Origin of the sequence: Streptomyces sp. cmx-18-6 (assembly GCF_046548915.1) — a bacterium.
Lineage (GTDB): Bacteria > Actinomycetota > Actinomycetes > Streptomycetales > Streptomycetaceae > Streptomyces.
Genome location: NZ_JAEBEP010000019.1, coordinates 61,761 through 87,091 on the forward strand (window position 1 = coordinate 61,761; position 25,331 = coordinate 87,091).

The 25,331-nt window shown below is 73.2% G+C and carries 23 protein-coding genes, 1 pseudogene and 1 riboswitch; of the genes and pseudogenes, 11 read left to right on the forward strand and 13 right to left on the reverse strand.

The window, feature by feature from the left end; genetic code table 11:
* Positions 1 to 59 precede the first annotated feature (59 nt).
* Positions 60 to 192, reverse strand: a riboswitch (cobalamin riboswitch).
* A 149-nt stretch (positions 193 to 341) separates the two neighbouring features.
* Positions 342 to 572, reverse strand: coding sequence for a hypothetical protein (locus tag ACLJPL_RS31460; protein ID WP_411084360.1), 231 nt, complete (start codon positions 570 to 572; stop codon positions 342 to 344).
* A gap of 12 nt (positions 573 to 584) precedes the next feature.
* Positions 585 to 1,844, reverse strand: a complete 1,260-nt coding sequence (locus ACLJPL_RS31465; protein WP_411084361.1) for an anion permease — start codon at positions 1,842 to 1,844, stop codon at positions 585 to 587.
* A 326-nt stretch (positions 1,845 to 2,170) separates the two neighbouring features.
* Here ACLJPL_RS31465 and ACLJPL_RS31470 point away from each other — a divergent pair, with 326 nt between their 5' ends.
* From ACLJPL_RS31470 to ACLJPL_RS31480, 3 genes are all read left to right on the forward strand, one after another.
* Complete coding sequence (locus ACLJPL_RS31470) at positions 2,171 to 2,830, forward strand: class II aldolase/adducin family protein (protein ID WP_411084362.1); 660 nt, start codon at positions 2,171 to 2,173, stop codon at positions 2,828 to 2,830.
* Positions 2,831 to 3,061: 231 nt separating this feature from the next.
* Positions 3,062 to 4,189, forward strand: coding sequence for an alpha/beta hydrolase (locus tag ACLJPL_RS31475; protein WP_411084363.1), 1,128 nt, complete (start codon positions 3,062 to 3,064; stop codon positions 4,187 to 4,189).
* Between the two features lie 185 nt (positions 4,190 to 4,374).
* On the forward strand, positions 4,375 to 5,700 hold the full coding sequence (locus ACLJPL_RS31480; RefSeq protein WP_411084411.1) for a hypothetical protein: 1,326 nt from the start codon (positions 4,375 to 4,377) through the stop codon (positions 5,698 to 5,700).
* A gap of 21 nt (positions 5,701 to 5,721) precedes the next feature.
* Here ACLJPL_RS31480 and ACLJPL_RS31485 read toward each other — a convergent pair whose 3' ends face one another.
* Entirely contained in the window at positions 5,722 to 6,135 is a 414-nt protein-coding gene (locus ACLJPL_RS31485) for a VOC family protein (RefSeq protein WP_411084364.1), read from the reverse strand.
* Between the two features lie 216 nt (positions 6,136 to 6,351).
* Positions 6,352 to 7,242 carry a neutral zinc metallopeptidase gene (locus ACLJPL_RS31490; RefSeq protein ID WP_411084365.1) on the reverse strand — a complete coding sequence of 297 codons (891 nt, stop codon included), beginning with the start codon at positions 7,240 to 7,242 and terminating at the stop codon, positions 6,352 to 6,354.
* 203 nt (positions 7,243 to 7,445) lie between these two features.
* Here ACLJPL_RS31490 and ACLJPL_RS31495 point away from each other — a divergent pair, with 203 nt between their 5' ends.
* The 3 genes from ACLJPL_RS31495 (at position 7,446) to ACLJPL_RS31505 (ending at position 10,531) form a co-directional block, all read left to right on the forward strand.
* On the forward strand, positions 7,446 to 9,044 hold the full coding sequence (locus tag ACLJPL_RS31495; protein WP_411084366.1) for an ABC-F family ATP-binding cassette domain-containing protein: 1,599 nt from the start codon (positions 7,446 to 7,448) through the stop codon (positions 9,042 to 9,044).
* A 343-nt stretch (positions 9,045 to 9,387) separates the two neighbouring features.
* Complete coding sequence (locus ACLJPL_RS31500) at positions 9,388 to 9,609, forward strand: helix-turn-helix domain-containing protein (RefSeq protein WP_006123601.1); 222 nt, start codon at positions 9,388 to 9,390, stop codon at positions 9,607 to 9,609.
* Positions 9,610 to 9,739: 130 nt separating this feature from the next.
* Positions 9,740 to 10,531 (forward strand): enoyl-CoA hydratase/isomerase family protein, encoded by a 792-nt coding sequence (locus ACLJPL_RS31505; RefSeq protein ID WP_411084367.1) that lies wholly within the window; start codon positions 9,740 to 9,742, stop codon positions 10,529 to 10,531.
* Between the two features lie 70 nt (positions 10,532 to 10,601).
* Here the strand turns inward: ACLJPL_RS31505 and ACLJPL_RS31510 are convergent, their stop codons facing one another.
* Positions 10,602 to 11,387, reverse strand: a complete 786-nt coding sequence (locus tag ACLJPL_RS31510) for a hypothetical protein (RefSeq protein ID WP_411084368.1) — start codon at positions 11,385 to 11,387, stop codon at positions 10,602 to 10,604.
* A 96-nt stretch (positions 11,388 to 11,483) separates the two neighbouring features.
* Between ACLJPL_RS31510 and ACLJPL_RS31515 the strand changes: the two genes are divergently transcribed.
* Genes ACLJPL_RS31515 through amaP form a run of 5 tightly spaced genes read left to right on the forward strand, consistent with a single transcriptional unit; the run spans position 11,484 to position 13,815 of the window.
* Positions 11,484 to 11,969, forward strand: a complete 486-nt coding sequence (locus ACLJPL_RS31515) for an Asp23/Gls24 family envelope stress response protein (protein ID WP_411084369.1) — start codon at positions 11,484 to 11,486, stop codon at positions 11,967 to 11,969.
* Between the two features lie 40 nt (positions 11,970 to 12,009).
* Entirely contained in the window at positions 12,010 to 12,201 is a 192-nt protein-coding gene (locus ACLJPL_RS31520; RefSeq protein ID WP_411084370.1) for a hypothetical protein, read from the forward strand.
* Positions 12,198 to 12,548, forward strand: coding sequence for a hypothetical protein (locus tag ACLJPL_RS31525; protein ID WP_411084371.1), 351 nt, complete (start codon positions 12,198 to 12,200; stop codon positions 12,546 to 12,548). The genes ACLJPL_RS31520 and ACLJPL_RS31525 overlap by 4 nt, the downstream gene beginning before the upstream one ends.
* The gene (locus ACLJPL_RS31530) at positions 12,545 to 13,231 is read left to right on the forward strand and encodes a DUF6286 domain-containing protein (protein ID WP_411084372.1); all 687 of its coding nucleotides are present in this window, start codon (positions 12,545 to 12,547) and stop codon (positions 13,229 to 13,231) included. The genes ACLJPL_RS31525 and ACLJPL_RS31530 overlap by 4 nt, the downstream gene beginning before the upstream one ends.
* Before the next feature lie 5 nt (positions 13,232 to 13,236).
* The gene (gene amaP / locus ACLJPL_RS31535) at positions 13,237 to 13,815 is read left to right on the forward strand and encodes an alkaline shock response membrane anchor protein AmaP (RefSeq protein WP_411084412.1); all 579 of its coding nucleotides are present in this window, start codon (positions 13,237 to 13,239) and stop codon (positions 13,813 to 13,815) included.
* A gap of 140 nt (positions 13,816 to 13,955) precedes the next feature.
* On the opposite strand, the gene ACLJPL_RS31540 is transcribed toward amaP, so the two are convergent.
* The 8 genes and pseudogenes from ACLJPL_RS31540 to ACLJPL_RS31575 form a co-directional block, all read right to left on the reverse strand.
* Positions 13,956 to 14,558, reverse strand: coding sequence for a DinB family protein (locus ACLJPL_RS31540; protein WP_411084373.1), 603 nt, complete (start codon positions 14,556 to 14,558; stop codon positions 13,956 to 13,958).
* A pseudogene (locus tag ACLJPL_RS31545) lies at positions 14,548 to 15,417 on the reverse strand (MFS transporter); the annotation flags it as partial. The gene ACLJPL_RS31540 and the pseudogene ACLJPL_RS31545, both read right to left, overlap by 11 nt.
* A 97-nt stretch (positions 15,418 to 15,514) precedes the next feature.
* Entirely contained in the window at positions 15,515 to 16,270 is a 756-nt protein-coding gene (locus ACLJPL_RS31550; protein ID WP_411084374.1) for an SDR family oxidoreductase, read from the reverse strand.
* Positions 16,271 to 16,274: 4 nt separating this feature from the next.
* The gene (locus ACLJPL_RS31555; protein WP_411084375.1) at positions 16,275 to 18,086 is read right to left on the reverse strand and encodes a glycoside hydrolase family 15 protein; all 1,812 of its coding nucleotides are present in this window, start codon (positions 18,084 to 18,086) and stop codon (positions 16,275 to 16,277) included.
* A gap of 59 nt (positions 18,087 to 18,145) precedes the next feature.
* Positions 18,146 to 19,039: an SURF1 family protein gene (locus ACLJPL_RS31560; protein WP_411084376.1), complete on the reverse strand. Its 894-nt coding sequence runs from the start codon at positions 19,037 to 19,039 to the stop codon at positions 18,146 to 18,148.
* Between the two features lie 103 nt (positions 19,040 to 19,142).
* Positions 19,143 to 20,174, reverse strand: a complete 1,032-nt coding sequence (locus ACLJPL_RS31565; protein ID WP_411084377.1) for a DEDDh family exonuclease — start codon at positions 20,172 to 20,174, stop codon at positions 19,143 to 19,145.
* 53 nt (positions 20,175 to 20,227) lie between these two features.
* Positions 20,228 to 23,335 carry an NACHT domain-containing protein gene (locus ACLJPL_RS31570; RefSeq protein WP_411084378.1) on the reverse strand — a complete coding sequence of 1,036 codons (3,108 nt, stop codon included), beginning with the start codon at positions 23,333 to 23,335 and terminating at the stop codon, positions 20,228 to 20,230.
* 122 nt (positions 23,336 to 23,457) lie between these two features.
* Positions 23,458 to 25,026, reverse strand: a complete 1,569-nt coding sequence (locus ACLJPL_RS31575; RefSeq protein ID WP_411084379.1) for a S8 family peptidase — start codon at positions 25,024 to 25,026, stop codon at positions 23,458 to 23,460.
* Positions 25,027 to 25,331: the final 305 nt, after the last annotated feature.

Genomic DNA, 25,331 nt, shown 5'->3' on the forward strand with positions numbered 1-25,331 from the left:
GCATGGCGATAAGTCCTTAACTCAGGGTCCGCGCCCTGGTTCGACGTGAGCGGCGACGAGAGTCTCCTGGCTTCCGGATCCGCAGTTCCCCCGGCCTTCCAGCCCGCGTGGCGAGGGCCGTGACATCCGGTGTGGGGGAGTGCTCCCCGGTGACAGTGGCGGGACCGCGCCGGATTCGCACCGGCTTCCTCTGCTGTCGCCGTGATTGGCTCCGGCAGTCCACCACGCTGCGAGAACGGCCGTCAACTTGCTGTTGACCTGCGGAGGGCCGGTGTGCGCAGACGCACATCGGGCCGGACACACGGTGGTGTGTCCGGCCCGAAGGAGTGCGGTGGCGCGGGTCAGGCGACGATCAGATAGATCCCGTACGCGACCGCCGCCACGCACAGCGCGAAGGAGGCGTACGCGCCGGTGCGCGCGAGCGCCGCCGAACCGCCGGAGGCGCTGCTGCCGGACGTGGCCGACAACTTGGAGAGGGCGACGATGCCCACGGTGAAGAGGCCGACCAGCGCGACGGTGACCACGAGACTGACACCGAAGACGGAGGCGAGAGCTGCCCAGTCGATTTTCATACGGATCTGTCCTTACACCGTGGCCGAGGGCCGCGCCGTGTCGTCGGGCGCCGGCGCCGGAGCCGGGATGGTGGTCATGAGGTCGGTGGGGTGGGTGCCGATGGGCGGCGGCTGGACCGCGGCGATCGCCGTGGTGACGATTTCCTGGGGCTCGCCGTCGGCCGTGTCGTTGACGTTGGTGTGGTCGACCGGCTGGCGGCGCGAGGCCAGCCAGATGGCGAAGGAGCCGCCGACCAGCAGGATCGCGGTGACGGCGATGCCCCACGGGCCCTGCTTGGTGAGGAACTCGGCGCCCGCGCCGACCAGCCCCGCGGCCGGGAGCGTCAGGCCCCAGGCGACGAACATCCGGGTGGCGGTGGACCAGCGGACCACGCCGCCCTTGCGGCCGAGGCCCGCGCCCATCACGGCCCCGGAGCAGGACTGCGTGGTGGAGAGCGAGAAGCCGAGGTGCGAGGAGGCCAGGATGACCGTCGCCGCGCTGGTCTGGGCGGCGAAGCCCTGCGGCGGCTGGAGGTCCGTGAGGCCCTTGCCCATGGTGCGGATGATGCGCCAGCCACCGAGGTAGGTGCCGAGCGCGATGGCGACGCCGGCGGAGACGATGACCCACATCGGCGGGTTGGAGCCGGGGGCGAGGACGCCGCCGGTGACCAGGGCCAGGGTGATGATGCCCATCGTCTTCTGGGCGTCGTTGGTGCCGTGGGCGAGCGAGACGAGACCGGCCGAGGCGATCTGTCCGGCCCGGTAGCCCTTGGCCGTCGACTTGAGCTGGTTCGGGTCGGTGACGTTCCGGTTGATGCGGTACGTCAGCTTCGTGGCCAGCATCGCGGCGAGACCGGCGACCAGCGGGGCGGCGATCGCGGGCAGCAGCACCTTGGTGACGACGGTGCCGCCGTTGATCGAGGACCAGCCGGCCGACATGACGGCCGCGCCGATCAGGCCGCCGAACAGTGCGTGGGAGGAGCTGGAGGGCAGGCCGACCAGCCAGGTCAGCAGATTCCACAGGATGGCGCCGACGAGCGCCGCGAAGATGACCTCGGTTCTGAGGCCGTTCTCGTTGACGATCCCGCCGGAGATCGTCTTGGCGACCTCCACTGACAGGAACGCGCCGATGAGGTTGAGAACGGCGGACATGGCCACCGCTGTCTTGGGCTTCAGTGCGCCGGTCGAGATGGTGGTGGCCATCGCGTTGGCGGTGTCGTGGAAACCGTTCGTGAAATCGAACACGAGAGCTGTCACGACAACAATCGCGAGCAGCAGCGTGATGTGTTCCATTTACCCAGGCAATCGTTCGACGTCAGTGGCTCGTGGACCGTAGGCAACCTGGGTGAACGGAAGATGAACTGAACGGGGCGCTGTGGTGACCCCAACCGGAGTGCGGTGCGTCCGCTTGTGCGTGGAGGGGCGGCGGGGTGCTGGTGGGGCGCTGTCTGGTCTGCCCTTTACGGCCCGTTGGCGAAGTTTTTGACCCGCGCTCGGCCCCGGAGGAGATCCCCGTCACTCCGGGGCATGACGTCCCGGTTTCGGCCGTGCGGCCCCAGGGCGTGTCCGGCGGACCAGGACCCGGTCCTGGTCCGCCGGACACGCCCTAGGCTCGCCCCATGAGCGAGCAGCAACCGGAACCGGTCGTCCGGGCCTGGCGGGAGGTGGTCGGCACCGCCCGCCGCAGCGCCGCGGACGGGCTGGTCGTCGGCACCTCCGGCAATGTGTCGGCCCGGGTCGGAGACCTTGTCCTGGTGACCCCCAGCGGGGTGCCCTACGACCGGCTCGGACCGGACGACGCGGTCGGGGTGGACCTGGCCGGTCGGCAGGTCGTCGGGAAGCTCGCGCCGACCAGCGAACTCCCCCTCCACCTGGCGGTCTACCGGGAGACCGGGGCCGCCGCCGTGGTCCACACCCACGCGGTCCACGCCACCGCCGTCTCCACCCTCGTCCCCGAGGTGCCGCTCGTGCACTACGCGGCCGCCATCCTCGGCGGCCCCGTCCGCACCGCCGCCTACGCCCGCTACGGCACCCCCGAGCTCGCCGACGCCATGCTCGCCGCCCTCCGGGGCCGCACCGGCTGCCTGCTGGCCAACCACGGCACCGTCACCTACGGCGACACCCTCGACCAGGCATACGAACGCACCGCCCAGTTGGAGTGGCTCTGCCGCCTCTGGCTCACCGCGAGCTCGCTGCCGGGCCGCACCCCGGCCCTGCTCACCGAAGCCCAGCTGGCCGAGGTGACCGAGGCGCTCAAGGGGTACGGACAACCGGGCTGAGGGGCCCGCGGCCCGGGCCCGGCCCGCACCACGACCCGTCCGCACCACGGCAGCCCCGTCCGCACCACGACAACCCCTGCCCGGCCCGCGACACGCCCGGGCCCGGCCCGTGACTCGACCCCCGACCGGCGTCGCCCCACGCGCCGCCCGCCGCACCGGACGGCCGCCGCCCGCCGCACCGGACGGCCCTGCCCACTGGCATCGCGCCGCCCCGCCCACGACACTGAAGCCGTGCGCCCGGCAACTGCGACGGCAACGGCCGTCACCACGATCATCGGCGCCGGCGCGGCAGCGGTCGCGGCCGGCCGGTACGCCAGCGACGCCGCCCTCAAGGCGACACCAGGCCGTCCCCTCCCCGCCGACCGCAGAGTCACCGTGCACGCCACGGCGGCCGGGCAGGTCACCCTGACCCGCTCCTTCACGGCGCTCCGGCCCGGTACGTACGGGCTCGCGGGCCACGGCGTCCACGCGGTGGTCGGCCCCGTCGTCGAGGGGGCCGAGGCGAGTGCCGACACCGTCGTCCGCAGGCTGGAGCGGGTCGTCGAGGGCGTCCTGGAACCGGGCGACAAGGTCCGCCTCACCCCCGAACTGCACCGGGGCGACCCCGGCAGCGCCCTCGGCCTGGAATACCGCGAGGTCGAGATCCCCGGCGAGCTCGGCGGACTGCCCGCCTGGTGGGTCCCCGGCGACCGCGACACCTGGGTCATCACCGCACACGGCCTCGGCGCCACCCGCGCGCACCCCATGAACCTGATGGGCTTCCTGAACGGACAGCACCTCCCCGTGCTGGACATCGCCTACCGGGGAGACGCCGGAGCCCCCCGCCCCGCCGACGGCCTCGGCCACCTCGGCGCGTCCGAGTGGCGCGACCTGGACGCCGCCATGCGCTTCGCCGTGCGCTACGGGGCCCGCGACGTCATCCTGTACGGCTGGTCCACCGGGGCCTCCATGGCCCTGCACGCCGCCGTGAACTCCCCCCTCCGCGACCGCGTCAGCGGCCTCGTCCTCGACTCCCCGGTCCTGGACTGGCAGACCACGCTGCGCGCCCTGGCCGCCGCCCGGGGCGTCCCCGCCGCCCTGCTGCCGCTGGCCGTGCGCGCCGCCCAGGGCAGGACCGGGATGAGCGCCGCCCCGCTCCTGGACGCCTCCCTGGCCGCCGCGCTGCCCGCCCCGACCCTGGTCGTCCACGGCCCGGACGACACCATCGCCCCCTGGCAGCCCTCCCGGGAGCTGGCCGCCCGCCGCCCGGACCTGGTCACCCTCCACGCCGTACCGCAGGCTCCGCATGCGTCGATGTGGAACGCCGACCCGGGCCGCTACGAAGAGACCCTCAGGCGCTTCCTCACGCCCCTGATGTGAGGTGATGCGGGGATCGGTCCCTTTGGCCACCGCCCGGCGCGGACCCTCCGGCCACCGGTGAATCGGCTTCCGTTTGGGCTTTCGGGCCGTCAGAGGCAAGACTGCTCCCCGTGACGTCCCGTACCCCGCGCGACTCCAGGCTGCGACTTGTCCGCCCGCGACCCCTCGCCACCGCCCGCAGGGCCGTGTCCACCCGGCGCACCCGGCCGGCCCCCCGCCCGCCCGAGGGCACCCCGCCCCGCCCCGAACTGGCCCGCCAGGCCAGGGCGGTCCTCGCCGATGCCGTGCGCATCGCCCACTGGGCCGCCGGCGCCCCCGCGCCCGGCAGCTCCGCCCCGCTCGCCGCCCAGGCCCTGGAGCGGGCCGCCACCGCCCTGGAGCTCTCCCCGGCGCAGGTGCGCGCGGGCTGGGACCGGGCCCGGCTGGCCGGCCTCATCGAGCTGCACGGCGACACCGCCCGCCCCGGCTGGCGGCTGCGCGCCTGGGACCGGGACGACTCGGCCGTCCTGCGCGGCTGGGTGGCGCTCTTCGACGCCTGGTCGCTCGTCCACTCCGCGCCCGAGGGCGTCGAGGCCGGTGCGGTGGCCGAAGCCGTCGAGGCCGTGCCCCAGGTGCTCTCCCTCCTCCAGCTCTCCGCGGGCCCCGTCCCCGTACCCGCTCTCCTCGACCTCCTCGCCCAGCGCATCACCGAGCTCCACGAGGAGCGCTGCGAGGTGCCGTACGGGGCGGGCAGGGCGGCCGGTCCGAGCGGGCCCGCCACCGGGGGCCCCGTGCCGGAGCGGAGCGCCGACCTCGACGCCCTGCTGCTCGACTGGGCGCTGGAGGGCCTCGCCGCGGTCGGCGCGCTGACCCTCGGCAGCGGGCACGCCACCCTCACCCCCCTCGGCAACTGGGCGGTGTGGGTCAAGCTGGAACAGATCTGCGTCGCCGCCCAGAGCCCGGCCGGGAACATCGAGCAGTCCGCCGCCGACATGCTGCTCGGCTGCGCCCGGCTCACCCCCGGACCGGCCCGCGACGAATACCGGGCCTGGCTCGCCGCCCGTACGGTCGGCAGCGCCGTCACCGAACTGCTGGCGGTGGCCCGGGGAGAGGACGCGCTGCTGCGGGGCCTGGCCTTCGAGGCGCTGCGGGTCGTCGGCGCGTCCGCCGAGCCCGAGGTCCGCGCCGTTCTCACCCACCCCTCGCTGCGGCCGTACGCGCTGCTCTGGCTCGCCGAGTACGAGGGCGCGGACCCGGACGACGCGCAGGAGATCCTCAGCCGTGAGGAGGCCACCTGGCTCTGGGTCGACACCGCGGCCGCCGTCGCCGACCACGGCGAGACCGGGCTCCTGGTGCGCCACCTCGACTCCGCCGTCCAGGGCACCGTCCCGGCCCTGCTCGACGAGGTCAGGGCCGTGGGCCACCCGCGCACCGTGCAGGTCTTGGTCGCGCTGGCCGCCGCCCACCCGGACCCGGCCCTGGCCAAGGCGGTCCGCCGGGCCGCGTTCCAGGTCCACACCGGCGGAGCCTGAGACACCCGCCCCGGGGGCCGCTCAGTCCGCGGACCCCGGGGCGTACGTCCCGAAGCTCCAGACGTTGCCCTCGGCGTCCCGCGCCATGTAGTCCCGCGACCCGTAGTCCTGGTCGGTGGGCGGCATCAGGATCTCCACACCCGCCTCCACCGCCCGGGCGTGGTGCTCGTCGACCTCGTCCACCACCACGTACACCCCCGCCGGACCCGCGCCCGCCATCGCCCGGGCGAACACGCCCTCCCGGCCCTTGGAACCGAGCATCACCCTGCCGTTGCCCAAGGACAGCTCGGCGTGCAGCACAGTGCCCCCCTCGCCCTCGTAGACCGCCTCCTCGGTGAAACCGAGGCCCTCCGTCAGCGTCCTGATCGCGGCCTTCGCGTCCTCGTACAGGACGGTCGGGTAGATCGTCGGAACGCCCTTCGCCGCGCCTGCCATCGCCCTCACCTCTCACGCCATCCGTGCCGCTCGTCTGCTGTGATCTGCGTCTCAGTCTTCCACCGGGCACTGACAACGCGCTCCCGGAACAGATAACCGCAGGTCAGGCAGGGGTCCGCGCAGGAGAATCAGCCGGTCCGGCACAGGCGAACCAGCCGGAGTCCGGCGCAGACGAACCGGCGGAGCCCCGCTCGGGCGAATCAGCCGGAGTCCCGCTCAGGCGAACGTGTCGCACCGCGCCATGTCGCCGGTGCGGAACCCGGTGGAGAACCACTGCTGCCGCTGCGCGGACGAGCCGTGCGTCCAGGACTCCGGGGTGACCCGCCCCTGGAACCTCTCCTGGATCCGGTCGTCCCCGACCGCCGCCGCCGCGTCCAGCCCGTCCCGGACGTCCGCCCGGGTCAGCTCCGTGATCAGCGGCCGGCCCGTCGACTCGTCCGGCGTCGTCGTGGCGTGGTTCGCCCAGACCCCGGCGTAGCAGTCGGCCTGCAACTCCACCTTCACCGCGTTGCTGTCCGCGCCCCGCCGCCCGTCCTGCGACCGGCCCAGCGTGCCCATCTGGTTCTGCACATGGTGGCCGTACTCGTGCGCCACCACATACGCCTGGGCGAACGGCCCGCCGCTGGAGCCGAACTTCGTCCGCAGCTCGTCGAAGAAGCCCAGGTCCAGATAGACCTTCTTGTCACCGGGGCAGTAGAAGGGCCCCACGGCCGAGGTCGCCGCCCCGCACGCGGTGCCCACCCGCTCGCTGAACAGGACCGTCCGGGCGTCCCCGTACGCGCCGCCGCGCCGCTCGAACTCCTGCCGCCAGAAGTCCTGCACGCTGTTGACCACCGCCACCGTCCGGCAGTCGTCCCGGCTGTTGGCGTCCTGGCCCTTCAGACAGCTCTCCTGGACCTGCCCCGCCGAGGACGCGGACGGATCGGGATCCGAGCCGTCCGACGAGAGGCCGAGCTGATCGGGGCCGACGCCGAACAGCAGCGCCAGGATCAGGGCGATCACCCCCACGACACCGCCGCCCACGGTGGCCCGCCCGCCCGGAATCCGGCTGCCGCGCACGTCCTGGACCTCGGACGTGTCCAGATCGGCGTCGTCGTCGAACTGCACGCTCGCACCTCCCACGGCTCGGGACGGGCGGCGGGGTGCGGCCCTGCGCCGAGTATCGGACGGTTACCCCCGGCGGGCACGCGGAAAAGCAGTTGCACACCGCCAGTAGAATGGAGCCCATGGCCATTCTCCTTGCGCATTAGCGGCGTCGAGAGACCTCCGCCCTCGTCCCTCCGCCGTCCCGTCCGCCCTGGAGTTTTTCCGTGATCACCGCTTCCGGCATCGAGCTGCGCGCCGGCGCCCGCATCCTCATCGAGTCCGCCTCCTTCCGCATCGCCAAGGGCGACCGCATCGGCCTGGTCGGCCGCAACGGGGCGGGCAAGACCACCCTCACCAAGTGCCTCGCCGGCGAGGGCACCCCCGCGGGCGGCGCCATCACGCGCTCCGGCGAGGTCGGCTACCTCCCGCAGGACCCGCGCACCGGCGACCTCGAGATCCTCGCCCGCGACCGCATCCTCTCCGCCCGGGGTCTCGACGAGATCCTGCGCAAGATGCGCGAGAACGAGGAGCGGATGGCGAACGGCAAGGGCGCCACCCGTGAAAAGGCGATGAAGAAGTACGAGCGCCTGGAGACGGAGTTCCTCACCAAGGGCGGGTACGCCGCCGAGGCGGAGGCCGCCACCATCGCCGCCGCGCTCAGCCTGCCCGACCGGGTGCTCGGCCAGCCCCTGCACACGCTCTCCGGCGGTCAGCGCCGCCGCGTCGAGCTGGCCCGGATCCTCTTCTCGGACGCCGACACCCTCCTCCTCGACGAGCCGACGAACCACCTCGACGCGGACTCGATCGTCTGGCTGCGCGACTACCTCAAGACCTACCGCGGCGGCTTCGTCGTGATCTCCCACGACGTCGAACTCGTCGAGACCGTCGTCAACAAGGTCTTCTACCTCGACGCCAACCGCTCGCAGATCGACGTCTACAACATGGGCTGGAAGCTCTACCAGCAGCAGCGCGAGGCCGACGAGAAGCGCCGCAAGCGCGAGCGCCAGAACGCCGAGAAGAAGGCCGCGACCCTCAACGCGCAGGCCGACAAGATGCGCGCCAAGGCCACCAAGACCGTCGCCGCCCAGAACATGGCCAAGCGCGCCGACCGGCTGCTCTCGGGCCTGGAGGCCGTACGGGTCTCCGACAAGGTCGCCAAGCTGCGCTTCCCCGACCCCTCGCCCTGCGGCAAGACCCCGCTGATGGCGGAAGGGCTCTCCAAGTCGTACGGCTCGCTGGAGATCTTCACCGACGTCGACCTCGCCATCGACAAGGGCTCCCGCGTGGTCATCCTCGGCCTCAACGGCGCCGGCAAGACCACGCTGCTGCGGCTGCTCGGCGGGGCCGAGAAGCCCGACACCGGCCAGATCATCGAGGGCCACGGCCTCAAGCTCGGCTACTACGCCCAGGAGCACGAGACCCTCGACCCGGAGCGCACGGTCCTGGAGAACATGCGCTCCGCCGCGCCCGACCTCGACCTGGTCGCGGTCCGCAAGACGCTCGGCTCGTTCCTCTTCTCCGGCGACGACGTCGACAAGCCGGCCGGGGTGCTCTCCGGCGGCGAGAAGACCCGGCTGGCCCTCGCGACCCTGGTCGTCTCCTCCGCCAACGTGCTCCTGCTCGACGAGCCGACGAACAACCTCGACCCCGCCAGCCGCGAGGAGATCCTCGGCGCGCTGCGCACCTACAAGGGCGCGGTCGTCCTCGTCACCCACGACGAGGGCGCGGTCGAGGCGCTCCAGCCGGAGCGGATCATCCTGCTGCCGGACGGCGTCGAGGACCTCTGGGGCGCCGACTACCGGGACCTCGTGGCCCTCGCCTGATCCGTCCGGGACGCTCGCCCTCACCCTCTCCGGATAGATCATTCGGCCTACGCGTGATCCACCATCTGCGTGAGGGCGTCTCGTACCGCGGTGGTGCGCCCGGCGCTCACCCGCCGCGCGCCCCTTTCCGCCGACCCCCTTCCCGTACGGCCCTGACCTGCCGGTTCTTTCGCCGGTAGGTCAGGTGTGCCCTCAGGAGCCCATGGAATACCGGCTTCCGTTTGTGTCGAAGAGCTCTTCGCCCCGGAAACCGGTCGCATCGACCTTGCCGAATGGGTGGCCAGGAAGCGCGGGAGGGGTGATCATGAGAGTCCAGAGCGCACTTCCCATTGAGGAGGCACGGGTGGCCGAGACTCTGAAGAAGGGCAGCCGGGTGACCGGCGCCGCGCGTGACAAGCTCGCGGCAGACCTGAAGAAGAAGTACGACTCCGGTGCGAGCATCAGGGCGCTGGCCGAGGAAACCGGCCGCTCCTACGGGTTCGTCCACCGGATGCTCAGCGAGTCCGGAGTGACGCTGCGAGGACGCGGCGGAGCCACCCGGGGCAAGAAGGCCGCTTCGGCCTGAGCGCCCCGGAGGCGTCGAGGGCTCATCGGAATGTGGGTGACCACCCGGTCGACCGTGAGGCCGCCCGGGTGGTTACTGTTCAGTCACTTAATTTCTGAGTGCTGACCGCACCCGATCCGGAGGCGCCCCCATGACCTCGCTCGACCCTGTGCTCGACAAGGACGGCGTACGGCTCACCGTCGACGACGCGGTCGCCACGGTGACGCTCACCAACCCGGCCAAGCGCAACGCCCAGTCTCCCGCTCTGTGGCGGGCGTTGACCGAAGCCGGACGGGCGCTCCCCGGCACGGTCCGGGTCGTGGTGCTGCGCGGCGAGGGCAAGTCCTTCTCCGCGGGCCTCGACCGGCAGGCGTTCACCCCCGAGGGCTTCGACGGCGAGCCGTCCTTCCTCGACATGGCGCGCGGACCCGAGGCCGAGCTCGACGCGACCATCGCCGCGTACCAGGAGGCGTTCACCTGGTGGCGTCGCAACGACCTCGTGTCGATCGCGACCGTCCAGGGCCATGCCATCGGCGCCGGCTTCCAGCTCGCCCTGGCCTGCGACCTGCGGATCGTCGCCGAGGACGTGCAGTTCGCCATGCGCGAGACCAGCCTCGGCCTCGTCCCCGACCTCACGGGCACCCACCCCCTGGTGAACCTCGTGGGGTACGCCCGCGCGCTGGAGATCTGCGCCACCGGGAGGTTCGTGCACGCCGAGGAGGCCGAGCGCACCGGCCTCGCCAACCTCGTGGTCCCCGCCGACCAGCTCGACGCGGCCGCCCGCGACCTGGCCGCCGCGCTGATCTCGGCCCCGCGCGACGCCGTGGTGGAGACCAAGGCCCTGCTGAGCGGCGCCCTTTCGCGTACGTACGAGGAGCAGCGCACCGCCGAACGGGCCGCCCAGGGCCGTAGGCTGCGCGACCTGGCGGGCATCACCGACTGACGCGGTCCGGGCGGGGCGCCACCGGCTGACGTCGTCCGGCGGGCGTCACCGACCGAGCGGCGGGCGCCCCTCAGCCGGTGGCGTCCTCCTCCCGGCCGCCGACGCCCTCCACCACCTCGGTGACCAGCACCGACACCGGCAGCCGGTCCGTCAGCGCGGCCGACACCGCCGTACGCACCGACCGGGCCACGTCGAGCGCCCGCCGGTCCCCGGCCGTCGCCACCTCGATCCGGACGTGGTCGGCGGCGGTGTGCACCGCACTGCCCAGGACCCGGGTCAGCGCGACGACGCCCGGGACCCCGGCGGCGGCCGTTCCGGCAGGCCCCTCGGCCTGTGCGGTCGGCACCGAGGCGGACCCGCCGGACGGGCCCGTCACCTGATCGGGCGCACCGTCGTCGAGCAATGCCGTCACCCGCAGGTCCACCTCCGCGACCTCCAGGCCGAGCCGGGTCGAAGCCGCCGCGACGAGCGCCGCGCGCAGGGCCGTCGCGGTGTCGGGCAGCGGCCGGTCCCCGGCCGCCGAGAACTCCGCCTCGATCCTCAGCGGCCCGGCCGGCAGGGCGCTGGGCGGGGGAGGGGGCGCAGCCGGGCCCGGCGTCCCCGCCGGGCTCTCCGCTCGCGCCCCGGCACCCGTCGTCTCCGTGCCGGTCGCCGCCAGGGCGGGCCCGATCCGCAGCGTTCCGAGCACCGCGCCGGGACCGGTCGCCGCCCCGCGCAGCACCGAGGCCGCGGCCGTCTCCGCGATCCACGCGCCGTCCGCCTCGCTCCCCAGGGGGAGCAATCTGCCCAGGCCGAGCCGCTGCCGTACCGCGGCTGTCCATCCGTCGGCCCTCTGCGGGCTCCGCTCCGTAGTCATCGCCCCAGCCTGCCGTATCCGTGGCGCGGGACCGGGCAAGCGCACTTAACGTGGGCGAGGAAGTCCCAACCCTGCCCCCCGAAGGGAAGAGCGGCGATGACTGAGACCTCCCAGCGCAACAACCCCGACAGCGGTTCCGGCGGCGACCGGAGCAAGTCCACCCTGAGCAAGCGCGGCGGCGGCGACCCCGGCACCCGCGGCCGTACCACCATCGCGGACGGCGTCGTCGAGAAGATCGCCGGAATGGCCGCCCGTGACGTGGCCGGCGTGCACGCGATGGGCAGCGGCATCTCCCGGACCTTCGGCGCGGTCCGCGACCGGGTCCCCGGCGGCGGCAAGTCCGTCACCCGTGGCGTCAAGGCCGAGGTCGGCGAGTCCCAGGCGGCCCTCGACCTGGAGATCGTCGTCGAGTACGGCGTGGCGATCACCGACGTCGCCCGCGACGTCCGCGAGAACGTCATCGCGGGGGTCGAGCGCATGACCGGCCTCGAAGTCGTCGAGGTCAACATCGCGGTCAGCGACGTCAAGCTGCCCGACGAGGACGACGACGATGACGACGAAGACCAGCAGCGCGTCCAGTAGTTCCCCCTGTACACCGTCCAACGGCAGTTGAGGAGTCACGATGAGCATGGCTGTGGTCGGTCTGTTGGCCGGCATGGCGCTCGGTTTCGCCGGGTATTTCGGCGGGTTCGGAGCGTTCGTCCTGGTGGCCGCGCTGGGGGCGATCGGCTTCATCGCCGGCCGCTTCGCGGACGGTGACCTGGAACCCGGCGACTTCTTCCGGAGTCGCGAGCGCGGCGACCGGCGACGGTGACGGCGGTGACCGGGCGGGTCGCCGCCGCCGAACGGGGCGAGACCCGGATCGCCGACCGGGTCGTCGCCAAGATCGCCGCGCAGGCAGCGAAGGAAGCCGTCGACGAGGCGCCCGAGAGCGGCTCGTCCCCGCGCGCCACGGTCACCGTGCACCGTGACGCCGCCCGCGTACGGGTCAGCCTGGAGCTCGGCTACCCCTGCGACATCGGCCGCCAGTGCGGAGCCGTACGCAGCCGGGTCGCCCAGCGGGTCAAGGCCCTGGCGGGCATGGACGTGCCCGAGGTGGCCGTGCAGGTCGAACGGCTGCACCCGGCAGGAGCGAGCGGCGCACAGGGGAGGATCCGATGACCGAACCCGGCGACCCCACCGGCTCCACCCGGCGGATGCCCACGATGGACCAGGACCACGACGGCGCGCACCGGCCCGACCCGGGCGCGGCCTCCGCCGCCCACGATCCGGTGCCCACCCTGGAACGGGACGGCGGCGGCCGGGCCGGCCGCTTCTGGTCCGCCCGCCGGATCCCGGCCGCCCTGCTCGCCCTGGTGCTCCTGGGCGCGGCCGGGCTGCTGCTCTACGACATCGCCGCCGTACGGGCCGGCCGGCCGGCCATGCAGTGGCGGCGCTCCCTCGCGGACGGCCTCGCGGAGCGGCAGCTCGACGACGTCGCGGTGCTCGTCGGGGCCGGCGTCGCCGCGCTGATCGGCCTCTGGCTGCTCCTGCTCGCCCTCACCCCGGGGCTGCGCCGCCTGCTGCCGATGCGCCGCGACCGCGCCGACGTACGGGCCGGACTCGACCGCGACGCCGCCGCCCTGGTCCTGCGGGACCGCGCCGTGGAGGTGCCCGGGGTGCAGTCCGTCCGGGTCCGGATGGGGCGCAAGAAGGCGAAGGTCCGGGCGGTCGCGCATTTCCGGGAGCTCGACGACGTACGCGCCGATCTGGACACCGTACTGGCGACGGGCATCAAGGAGCTGGGCCTGGCGAAGCAGCCCGGCCTCTCCGTCCAGGTGCACCGTCCGGCGAAGAAGGGATGAGCGGCATGCGCTCCACCGTCAACCGGGTCCTGCTGGCCCTGGCCGGACTCCTGCTGGTCGCCGTGGGCGGAGCGGTCCTCGCCGTGGGCCTCGGCGCGTCCCTGCCGTCCTGGTGGCCCTGGGACGGCAAGGGCGATGTGCTGCTCAGCGCGTCCGACCGGGGCCGCTGGCGCGACGAGGGCTGGTGGTGGCCGGCCGTGATCGCGATCCTCGCCGTGCTGGTCGTCCTGGCGCTGTGGTGGCTCCTCACCCAGCTCCGCCGCGGCCGGCTGTCCGAGCTGCTGGTGGACAGCGGCGACGGTGAAGGGGCGCGGGTGCGCGGCCGGGCGCTGGAGAACGTGCTCGCCGACGAGGCGGGCGGCGTGGACGGAGTGTCCCGGGCCAAGGCGGCCCTGACCGGCCGCCGGACCGCGCCGCAGGCCCGGCTCCGGCTGCTGATGGAGCCGGACGCCGCCCCCGAGCAGGCGCTCCACGCGGTGACGGACGGAGCGCTGGCCCACGCCCGGGAGTCGGCCGGTCTGGACGAGCTCCCGGCCGAGGTCCGGCTACGGGCGGTCAAGCACCGCGCGGAGCGGGTGTCCTGACGGCCCGTGGGCCACGCGGCACCGGGCGGCCGGGCGGATGTTCTACGGCCGACACCCCGTACTCCGCCACGGTGTTCGGCCTGTCCAAGGTCCTCGGCCACGGCTCCAGCCCGGGCCCCGGTCACCAGCCAGGTCCATGCCTACGACGTACGTCTGACTGAGCCTTCGATCGACGCGGCCGACCTGGCGGCCTGCTCGATCCTCGCGCGGTGGGCCGCACGGGCCTCCTCGTCGACCGGCTTCTCGTGTTCGGCGCGCAGCCCGGTCCGGCCGTCGAGGCCCTCGCGCAGGATGTCGGCGTGCCCGGCATGCCGGACGGAGTCGCCGAGGACGTGGATCATGACGGCGAACAGGTTCGTGTGGGCATGGGGCTCCGGCCACCACGGCACATGGCCGGGGGCGTCGAGGGGAAGCCCGTCGATCGTCGCGTCCGCGTGTTCCCAGGCACGCCGGTAGAACCCGATGATCTGATCGCGGGTCTCGTCCTCGGCCGCCCACTGGTCGCTGCCGTCCGAGTCCTGCCACCGGGGCAGCGGTTCCGGGGAAGGGCGGCCGAAGACCTCGCCGAAGTACCTGGCCTCGACGGTGGCCACGTGTTTGACCAGGCCGAGGAGGTTGGTCCCGGTCGCCGTCAACGGTCTGCGGGCGTCGTATTCGGACAGGCCGTCGAGCTTCCAGAGCAGCGCCTCGCGGTCCCGGCGCAGTCTTCCGTGCAGGTGGTCCTTCGCGAATTCATCGATCATGCGGCATGAGCCTTCCATGGGCTGGGGCTGGGGCTGGAGCTGGAGCTGGAGCCGAGGCCGGGGCCGGGGAGGCGGGCGGGTGCCGGGTGAGATTCCAGCCAGCGGTGAGCGCCGTCGCGCCGCCCGCCAGGGCCATCGCACCGCCTGTTCCGACGACCGCGGCCGCCGAGCCGAGGCAGGCCGCCCCGACGCCTTGCAGCGTCATGCCGCCGGAGCCGAGCAGGCCGAACGCCTGGCCCCGGCCATCCTTCGGCAGGGCGTCCAGGAACGGCCGTTGCAGGCCGGGACCGTAGGCGAATCCGAAGCCGCAAAGCAGCAGCAGACAGGACGAGACGCCCACCCCGGGCTCGGCGGCGAAGCCGACCAGCGGCAGTCCCATCAGCACGATCAGCGGGACCACCAGTCGCTCCCGGGTGGGTGGCCGTAGGAGTCGGCCCGCCATCAGGTTGCCGACCAGCATGCCGACCGGCAGACAGCCCGTCAGCACCGCGTACCCACCGGGTGCGAAGTGGCGTCCTCCCGCGTAGGCGACGATCAGGCCCTCCGCGCCCGTGACGAACGCGGGCGGCAGCCACTGGGCCGGCATCAGTCGCCGCACCGTGCGTCCGCGCAGCAGCAGACCGGCGCCGTGCAGGCTTGTCCGGACGGGCCCGCCACGGCCCCGGGCGCTGCCGGGTGTGCCGCCGGACCCTCCCGGCCGCAGCCGGGGCAGCCGGATGCGGATGGCGAGCGCGCAGCCCAGGTAGAGGGCGGCGCTCACCGCGAGCGCCAGGTGCGGGCCGACTGCCGCGACGGCCGCACCTCCCAGCGCCAGGCCGAACAATTGCGCGCCGGAGCCGGCGATGTAGTTCAGCGGGCGGTCGGAGCCCCGTGCTGTCGTCCGGTCGGGACCCGTGCCTTGAGACCGTGCGGCCATCCGGCCGGAACCCGCATCCGGGACCGCGCGGCGGCCCCGGTCAGAACCCGTGCCGGAAGCCCCCGTCGACCGGCACCATGATCCCCGTCAGATACGAGGCGGCGGGGGAGAGCAGGAAGGCCGCGGTCTTCCCGAACTCCTCCGGCGTCCCGTAGCGCCGCAGCGGGATGCGCGCCTCGTTGGCCGTGCGGGAGGCTTCGGCGTCGCCCGAGAGCGCGTCCAGTTCGCGGACCCGGTCGGTGTCGATCCGGGCGGGCAGCACCCCGACGACCCGGATGCCGCGCGGGCCCAGCTCGTCGGCGAGTGACTTGGCGAAGCCGGCGAGACCGGGGCGCAGCCCGTTGGAGATGGTCAGCCCGGGGATCGGCTCGTGCACCGATCCGGAGAGTACGAAGCCGATGACGCCGCCATCGCCCAGCGCGGCGGCCGTCGTCCGCGCGAGCCGCACCGCCCCGAGGAACACCGTCTCGAACGCCGTCTGCCACTGGTCGTCCGTGTTGTCCGCGAGGAATCCGGGCGCGGGCCCGCCGACGCTGATGAGAATGCCGTCGAGCCGCCCGAAACGCTCCCGTGCCGTGTCCACCAGCCGCTGGGCGGCGGTCGGGTCGGCGTTGTCGGCGGTGACGCCGACCGCGTCGGGCCCCAGCTCGGCGGCGGCCTCCTCGACGCTCTTGTCGTCCCGGCCGGTGACGATGACCTTCGCGCCGTCCGCGGCCAGGGCGCGCGCCGTGGCGTTGCCGAGGCCCCGGGTCGCGCCGGTGACGATGTACACGCGGTCCTTCAGTCCTAGATCCATGTCCCTATCCTGCCGTGTCCCCGGATGCCGCCGGTTCCCGGCCTGCCAGGCCCACGGCCGTGTTCACCAGCCCGATGTGGCTGAACGCCTGCGGGAAGTTGCCCAGCTGACGCTGTGACGCGGGGTCGAACTCCTCGGCCAGCAGCCCCACGTCGTTGCGCAGCTTGAGCAGCCGCTCGAACAGCGCCTCGGCCTCGGCGGCCCGCCCGGTGTGGCGCAGGGCGTCGGCCAGCCAGAACGAGCAGACGATGAACGCACCCTCGTCGCCCGGCAGCCCGTCGACGGACGCGCCCGCGGTGCTGTAGCGGCGGACCAGGCCGTCGCCGGCCAGCTCGTCGCGGATCGCGTCGACCGTGCCGATGACCCGGGGGTCGTCCGGCGGCAGGAACCCGGTGCGCACGATCAGCAGGGTCGAGGCGTCCAGCTCCCGCGACCCGTAGTACTGGGTGAAGGTGTTCCGCTCGGGGTCGTACCCCTTGGCGCAGACCTCGGCGTGCACGGCGTCCCGCATCGCCCGCCACCGGTCGGCGTCGCCGGGCAGTTCGGGGTTCTCCTCCAGGGAGCGCACCGCCCGGTCGGCGGCGACCCAGGCCATCACCTTGGAGTGCACGAAGTGCCGGCGTGCGCCGCGGATCTCCCAGATCCCCTCGTCCGGCTCCCGCCAGCTCGACTCCAGGAAGCCGAGCAGGCTGAGCTGGAGGTTCCAGGCGTGCGGCTTGTCGTCCAGGCCGGTGTCCCGGGCCAGCCTGAGGGAGTCGATGACCTCGCCGTACACGTCCAGCTGGCGCTGGCGCACGGCCGCGTTGCCGATGCGGACCGGCCGGGAGTTCTCGTACCCGGTGAGCCAGGGGAGCTCCATCTCGGGGAGTCTGCGCTCGCCCGCGAGCCCGTACATGATCTGGAGGTCGGCCGGGTCCCCGGCGACGGCCCGCAGCAGCCAGTCCCGCCAGGCCGCCGCCTCCTCCAGATAGCCGGCCGAGAGCAGCGCCCCCAGGGTCAGCGTGGAGTCGCGGAGCCAGCAGAAGCGGTAGTCCCAGTTCCGTACGCCGCCGATCTCCTCCGGCAGCGAGGTCGTCGGGGCCGCCACGATCCCGCCGGTCGGAGCGAACGTCAGCGCCTTCAGCGTGATCAGCGAGCGCAGGACGGCCTCCCGGTACGGGCCGTCGTAGGTACACCTCTCGGTCCACTTCGCCCAGTCGTGCAGGGCGTGCTTCAGCGCCTTGTGCGGGTCGATCAGCTTCGGCCGCTGCGAGTGCGAGGGGTGCCAGGTCAGGACAAAGGCCACACTCTCGCCCTCGGAGACCGTGAAGGAGGAGCAGGTGCTGAACTGCTGGCCCCAGGTCTTGACCGGCGGTTCGCTGCGCAGCCAGACGGAGTCGGGCCCGGCGACCGCGACCCGGTGGCCGTGCGACCGGCGCACCCAGGGCACCACGGACCCGAAGTCGAAGCGCAGCCGCAGCACGGAGCTCATGTCGACGGTGCCGCTGACGCCCTCGACGATCCGCATCAGGTCGGGCGCCTTGTCGCGCTGCGGCATGAAGTCGATGACCTTGACCGTGCCGGTCCGCGTCTCCCAGTACGTCTCCAGGACCAGGGAGTCACCCGCGTAGCCCCGCCGGGTGCAGGTGTCCGATGGCCCGGAGCCCTGGGGGGCGATGCGCCAGTGGCCGTTCTCCTCGTCGCCGAGCAGGGCCGCGAAACAGGCGCCGGAGTCGAAGCGCGGCAGGCAGAGCCAGTCGACGGAACCGTTCCTGCCGACGAGGGCGGCCGTCTGGAGATCGCCGATCAGGGCGTAGTCCTCGATGCGTGGGGTCACGCTCTGGCGTGTTCCCGAACCGGACCCTCGTCAACCAGCCCGTTGGTGTGCGGCAGCTCTCAGGCGCTCGCCGGTTCGGCCCGCTCGGAGTCGTCGGCCCGCCCCGCGGTGTCCGTCCGCCCGGAGTCATCCTGCCCGGAGGCGTCGGCGGGTGCGGAGGCGTCGGGCCCCTCCGAGACGTCGCCGGCCGGTTCGCCCTTCGCGGCCGCCTCCTCACGGTCGCGCTTCTCCCGCCGTACGAGGATGATCCAGCCGGCCGGAACCGCCGCGACGAACAGCCACCACTGCACGGCGTACGCCATGTGCGCGCCGATGGAGCCGTCGTCGGGGGAGGCGATCTGCTCGGGCAGCCCGCCCGAGGGCACGGGGGCGGTCTGCTCGATGTAACCGCCGAGGACCTTCCGGGACAGCAGCTGCGACTGCTGCTCGCTGTTGATCAGCATCACCTGCCGGTCCGGCAGCCCCGCCAGGTCCTTGATGCCGCTGCTGCCGGTCGTCTCGTCCGCCTTGAGCCGCCCGGTCACGGTCACTTCGCCGCGGGGGGCGGGCGGCACGTCGGGGTAGGACGTCTGGTTCGGCGCGGCGGGGACCCAGCCCCGGTTGACCAGGACGGTGCCGCCGTCCCTCAGCTCCAGCGGCGTCAGCACGTGGACGCCGATCTTGTCGTCCTCCGAGGTGCGGCGGCGGACCACCACCTCGTGCTCGCTGTCGAACGTGCCCGTCGCGGTCACCGCCCGCCAGTAGTCGGCGCGCGGGACGGTGTGCCCGGGGGAGGTGAGCTCGGCGACCGGGACCGGCTGCGCCCGCAGGTTCCGCGAGATCAGCTCGTTCTGCGCGACCCGGTGCTGGTGCCGGTGCAACTGCCAGAAACCCAGCTCGACCATCGTCGGCATCAGTACGAGAGCGAGCAGGGTGAGGATCACCCACTGCCGGGTCAACAGGAAGCGGTACACCCCATGACCGTACAACCGGGGCCCCGGGGTGCGGCACTCAGGGGTCGCGCCCGCCCCGGCGCCGTCGACATGGGCCCCGTACCGCGGCTGCGCTCCGACCGGGTCACTCCGGCGACGGGATCCCCTCCGGCGGCGGCGGGGAAGCCTGGTGCGGCAGCGCGGTCCCGTCCGCCGGCTCCACATCGCGCAGCAGATGGGTGAAGGCGCTCTCCTCCAGGACCGGCGTCCCGAACGTCTTCGCCTTCTGCGTCTTGGACGTCGCCGCGTCCGGGTCGTTGGTCACCAGCAGACTCGTCAGCCGCGACACGCTCGTCGCCACATGCAGACCCGCCTCCACCGCCCGGTCCTCCAGCAGCTCCCGGTCGATCGAGGTGTCCCCGGAGAACGCCACCCGCATCCCCTGCTTGAGCGGCTTCTCCTTCTCGTACCGCCCCGGATTGGGATACGGGCAGGCCGGCCGCTTGCGCGAGGGACGCCAGCTGGTCGACTGCCGGAACGGCTGATAGCCGACGCGCGGCGTGACGGGGGAGTCCGACCACTCGGTCAGCGGACGGCACTCCAGCAGCGGCAGCCGCACCCCGTCCCGGGCCGCCGCGTGCAGACTCGGCCGGAACGCCTCGGCCAGCACCCGGGCGTCGTCCAGGGCGTGGTGGGCCTGCTGCTGTACGACGCCGAAGTGGGCGGCCAGGGAGGCCAGCTTGTGGTTGGGCAGCGGCAGCCGCAGCTCCTTGGCGAGCGCGATCGTGCAGAGCCGCTGCTCGACGGGGGCGATCACCGAGGCCCGGGCGTACTCCCGGGCGATCATCGACCAGTCGAACGCCGCGTTGTGCGCGACGAGCACCCGGTCCGCGAGCCGCGCCGACAACTCGGCGGCGACCTCCGGGAAGAGCGGCGCGCCCTCCAGCACGTCGCTCGTCAGCCCGTGGATCCAGACGGGACCGGGGTCCCGCTCCGGATTCACCAGCGTGTACCAGTGGTCCTCGACATTGCCCAGGGCGTCCAGCCGGTAGACGGCGGCGGACACGATCCGGTCGTCACGGGCGAGGCCGGTGGTCTCCACGTCGACGACCGCGTACCCCTGGGGGTAGGCGGTCGGCCACGGTGCGGCTGTCTGGCGGTCGTCGAGCATGGTCACAGAGAATACGGGCCACGACTGACAGTCCCCTATTCGGCCGGTCGGCCACGTGGTCAGGGGAGGCGGACGACGCGTTCGGGCGGGAGGAGTTCGGCGTTGGTGACCTCGGTGCCGTACCCGAGGTGGACCGTCAGGTTCTCCGCGTCCGCCAGGGGCGCGAGGTCGAAGGGCCGGTTTGTGGCGTGGTGGCCGCCGTAGAGCCGCAGTGCGGTGAGGGCGGGGAGAACGGCGAGCGGAGCGAGGCCGTCGTCGGCCAGATGGCAGTGGCTCAGGAGCAGATCGCGCAGCCGGTCGAGGGGGGCCAGCTGACGCAGGTCCAGCCGGAACCGGATTAGTTGCAGATGGGTCAGCCCCGACAGCGACGGTTCGTTGCCCAGCTGCCGGAGGCGGGTGGCTCCGTGCAGGGTCAGCCTCTCGAGACTCGGCCAGCAGCCGAGGCCCTCCAGGCGCAGGGGCCAGGACTGGGGCAGCAGGTCCAGGGAGGTCACCCGCTCGCGGCCGGGCAGTTCGCCCAGGCTCCGCAAGGGGAAGGCGTGGCCGAGCGTGAGGTGCCGCAGGTCCGGCATGTCGGCGAGCGGGGCGGGATCGAGCGCCTTGTGGAGTTCGGTGAGGGACAGCCACTCCAGCCCCGGCCGCGCGAGCGGCCCGAGGTCCCGGATCTCCGAGCAGTGGCTCAGACCGATCTCGCGGAGCCGGGGCATCCCTCCCAGCGGGCCCAGATCGGTGAGGTCCAGGTTGCTGAACAGGAAGAGCCGCCGCAGGTCCGGCCGGGACCACAGCGCCGTGAGGTCGCGATGGGCGCCTGACACGTTCGCGGCGTGCAGGCGGGGGATGTGCCGGAGCGCGGCCAGCTGGGCGGACGTCCGCACATACGCGTACGTGTCGCTCCAGACGCGGGTCGCCATCACCTCCCGCGCGTACCGGTCCGCGTTGAACTCCCCCCAGGCGAGGGACACTTCATGGGCGACCAGGCTCCGCTCGTCGTTCCGGAAGTGCTTCACCAGCTCGTACGCCGTGTCACTGCCCACACCCCCCGCCGTCTGCACGACCGCCGCCGCTTGCCGTTCCGTCAGCCCGTCCGCCATCGCCGACAGCAGCTCCAGCGCCAGATCGCCGATCCTGATCAGCTGATCGACGCTCTCCTCGCTCTCCGGCGGCAGCAGCCTTCCCGTCCGCTGCTCCACCCGGGCCCGCACCGCCGGCTCCAGCTCCGGCGCGTGGCCGAGACTGCCCGCCGCGAGCAGCACCAACCGGTGCTCGTACGCCGCCTCCGCGTCCGCCCGCTCCAGCAAGGACGTCAGCAGCCAGGCCCGCTCGTCCGGCCGCGCGTGCCCCACCGCCATCTGCACCACGTCGTCCCACTGGTCCTCGTGGGCGTGGCGGACCAGGACGCCGAAGTCGCGGTCCTCCACCGCCGCCTTGGCCCCCAGGTAGTCCTGGAACGTCCGGTGGACGAAGCCCACCGAGCCCGGGGCCGGTTCGCGCAGGAGGCCGCTGCGGTTGAGCAGGTGCGCGAAGACCTGCTCGGGGGTTCCCCGGACCTGGGACATGGCCCGCAGCCAGTCCGCGACCAGGGCGGTCGCCTCATCCTGCCGCGCCTCGACCAGGCCGTTGCGGATCAGCCAGTACGCCAGGCGCTGGAGCAGCGCCGTCTGCTCCTCGCGGGTCAGGTCGACGCCCTCCACCCCGACGATCTCGCGCTCGGTGTCGCGCCGCACCAGCAGCATGTCCAGCGCCGCGTCGTACAGCTCCTTGCGCGCCCTCGGCAGTTGCATCCGGCGGTCCCGGTTCAGCGCGCAGAGCAGGGCGCACATCAGCGGGTTCGTCGCGAGCAGCCCCAGGTCCCGGCGGGTGCCGACCGCCCGGCGCAGGGCGCTCTCGTACCGGTCCAGCTCGGCGCGCTCCTCCTCGGACACGCACTCCGAGCGGGCCGCCCGGTGCCAGTGGCCGATGAAGGCGCGCACGTCCTCCCGGCGCATCGCCAGCAGCGTGTACGGCTCGAAGCCGGAGACGGAGAGCCAGGTCCCGGGGACGGCGGAGGGGCGGGTCGTCACCACGTACCTGGCCCGGGGATAGGCGGCGATCAGGTCCTTCAGCCAGCGTTCCGTGCGCCTGCGCAGCCGGTCCGGCACCTCGTCGACCCCGTCGACCAGCACCAGCGCCCGGCCCTGCCGCATCAGCCGGTCCGCCCAGCCGGCCGGGGCCGAGCCGTGCAGCGGGACCCCGGCCGCGCGCAGGAAGTCCGCCGGGGCGGGCAGTGCGTCCAGGGCCGTGAAGGCGCGCAGGCGCAGGACGAAGGGGACGCACCGGTTCCAGTCCGCCAGCTCGCCGCCGAAGGTCTGCCGGGCCGCGTTGAGCGCCAGCCACTGCACCAGCGTGCTCTTGCCCGAACCGGCCGGGCCGCGCAGCAGCAGCCGCTCCCGTTCGCCGAGGGCCTGTTCGACCCTGACCGTGGTCCGGACGGGGTGATCCGGACCGTGCCGGTCACTCGTCTCGCGGCCGCCGCTGACCGAGAGGCTGATGTAGGCGGTCTCCAGCGGCCACTCGCCCGCCGACCTGCCGAGCGTCAGCCCGAACAGGCCCATCCGGCTGTTGGCCCGCGCGACGAAGTCGGCGTACCGCTCCTCGAACTCCAGGTCCGCCGCGTCCGGGCGCGGGCCGACCCGGTCCCGTACCTCCTCCACCAGCTCGCTGGTGCGCCCCGCCGCACGGACCTGCTCCACCGCCGCCCGCGCCGCGAACGACGGGTGGGCGGTGAGCTGTTCCACCAGATGCGCGCAGCAGCGGCCGAGGAGGTCCTCGTACAGCTCGCGGGCGCGCGCCGAGAGCCCGGCGGCGGGGGCCGACAGCTCGGCCCGCAGCCGGCCGGGGTCCAGCTCCAGCGCGAACAGCCGCCCGGCCTCCGGACCGCCCGCCGCCTCGAACGTGTCCTGTACGGAGGCGAGCGCGGCGAGCCGTTCGTGCTCGGGGAGATCCGCGTAGGAGTCGGCCATCCGCCCCGCCAGCACCCTCGCCAGGCGGTCGGGCTTCGGCCGGCGGGGGAACGGGCGGAGGGGGTCCGGTACCAGGCCCGCGCCCGGCCTGGGGGTCAGCAACGCCTTGGCGGCCGCGGTGATCACCGCCGTGGCCAGTCGGATCAGGGCGACTTCCGTACCGGGCACGTGTGTTCCTCCCCCTCAGCCGGCCGTTCGGCGCGCGCCCCGCGATCCTATGGCGCACCCGCCCCACGGCGAGGGGCCGGGGAGAACGCTCCCCGGCCCCTCGCTCCGATCAGGTGAAGCCGCTACCAGCGGACCGCGTCCAGCGCGTCCACCACTCCGGCCCCGTAGAAGCCGTTGTAGCTCTTGCCGCCCTCGCAGACCGCGTCGATGACCCCGTCACCGTTGTAGTCGTACGGTGCGCCGCACGCCTTCGCGTCCGCCTGGAGGCCCAGCAGCACCTTCAGCGCGGCCGGTGAGGCGTAGGGGTGGCGGGACTTGATCAGGGCCACGACGCCCGCGACGTGCGGGGAGGCCATCGACGTACCGGCCTTGTAGCCGAACCTGCCGCCCGGCAGCGTGGAGAGGATCAGCCCGTTGACGGCCGGCGGCTCGGGGGTCTGGTAGACCGTCGAGTCGCCGCCCGGGGCCGCCACGTCGATGACGCCCTTGCCGTAGTTGGAGAACGAGGACTTCCAGCCCTTGGCGCCCGTCGAGGAGACCGTCACGACGCCCGGCAGCATGGTCGGGATGTCGGGGCAGACGCGCGGGTCGATCGTCCGGGTGACCGTCTCGCCGTCGTTCGGGCTGGTCCGGTCCTCGATCGCGCGGGACGACAGGTCGTGGCGGGCGTTGCCGGCCGCGGCGACGTTGACCGTGCCCCTGCGCTCGGCGTACGTGACCGCGCGGGTGAGCGACTCGACCAGCGCGCCCTGGTCGGGGTCGTTCTTGCAGGCGAACAGCCAGGGGTCGGTGTAATAGCTGTTGTTCGTGACGTCGACGCCGTGCTCGGCGGCCCAGAGGAACCCGCAGACGACGGCCTCGGTGTAGAAGTAGCCGTCCGGGGTGGAGACCTTGATGCCGGAGACCTTCACCCCCGGGGCCACCCCGGTGACGCCGAAGCCGTTCTTCGCGGCGGCGATGGTGCCCGCCACATGCGTGCCGTGGTCGCTCTCGCCCGCCGCCGGACGCCAGGAGCCGGCGGTGGTGTCCGGAGCGCCGGTGACGCAGTTGGCGGAGGCGGCGCGGTCGAAGTTCGGCGCCAGGTCCGGGTGGGTGTCGTCGACGCCCGTGTCGATGACGGCGACCGTGACCTTCTTGGAGCCCAGGGACTTCTGGTGCGCCTTGTCCGCCTTGATCGCGGGCAGCGACCACTGGAGCGGCTCCAGCGGGTCCTCCTCGGCCGTGGCCCGCGCGGCGGCCGCCGCGGCCTGGGCCTCGGTCAGCGGCTGCGCTATGGCGCCGACGTCCTTCGTGGCCTGCGGCACGATCGGGTTGGTCCGGGTCGCGCCGGCCGACTCCACGCCCCGTACGCGCCGGATCGTTTCTCCGAAGGCCGGGTTCTGCGAGTGGGCGACGATGACGCCGATCTGCTCGTACGCGACGACGACCGTGCCGCCGGCCTGGGCGATCGCCTTCCTCACCTGCTGGACGGTGCTGGAGCCGCCGCCGGTGTTGACGACGTAACTCAGCTTCGGGCCGTCGGCGTCCGGGGTCGCGGCGGCCGGTGCGCCGGTGGGCGCGGCCGTGGCCGTCCCCGCCGGCAGGAAGCCGAGCGAGGCGACGAGCGCGAGCCCGAGGGGCAGCGCGAGCGCGCGGGTCCGCCGGGTTGCCGGATGGGCCTCGGGGTTCCGTCTCGATGCCAGATGAGCCACGGGGTCTCCACATCATCCGTGCCGGTCGACCGGACACCTGGCGTGTTCGGTCGCGTACATGACGAGTGAAGCTATCGCTGATCTTCCCGGCGCATCAACGATTTGGGGCAAGTGAGTTCGAAGAGTGCACCTGTGCGGCCGAATGCGTACGGGTGACTTCAGGCCGCCGGGATCGGTTTCCGGTCACCCGGGGTGAGGCCGAGAAGGCGAAAGATCCGGTGAACCGCTTCGTCGCGCCCTCCGTGCCGTTGTCCAGGAGGCACACCACCGTCCCCCCGGTAAACGAGGTCTCCCTTGACACCCAC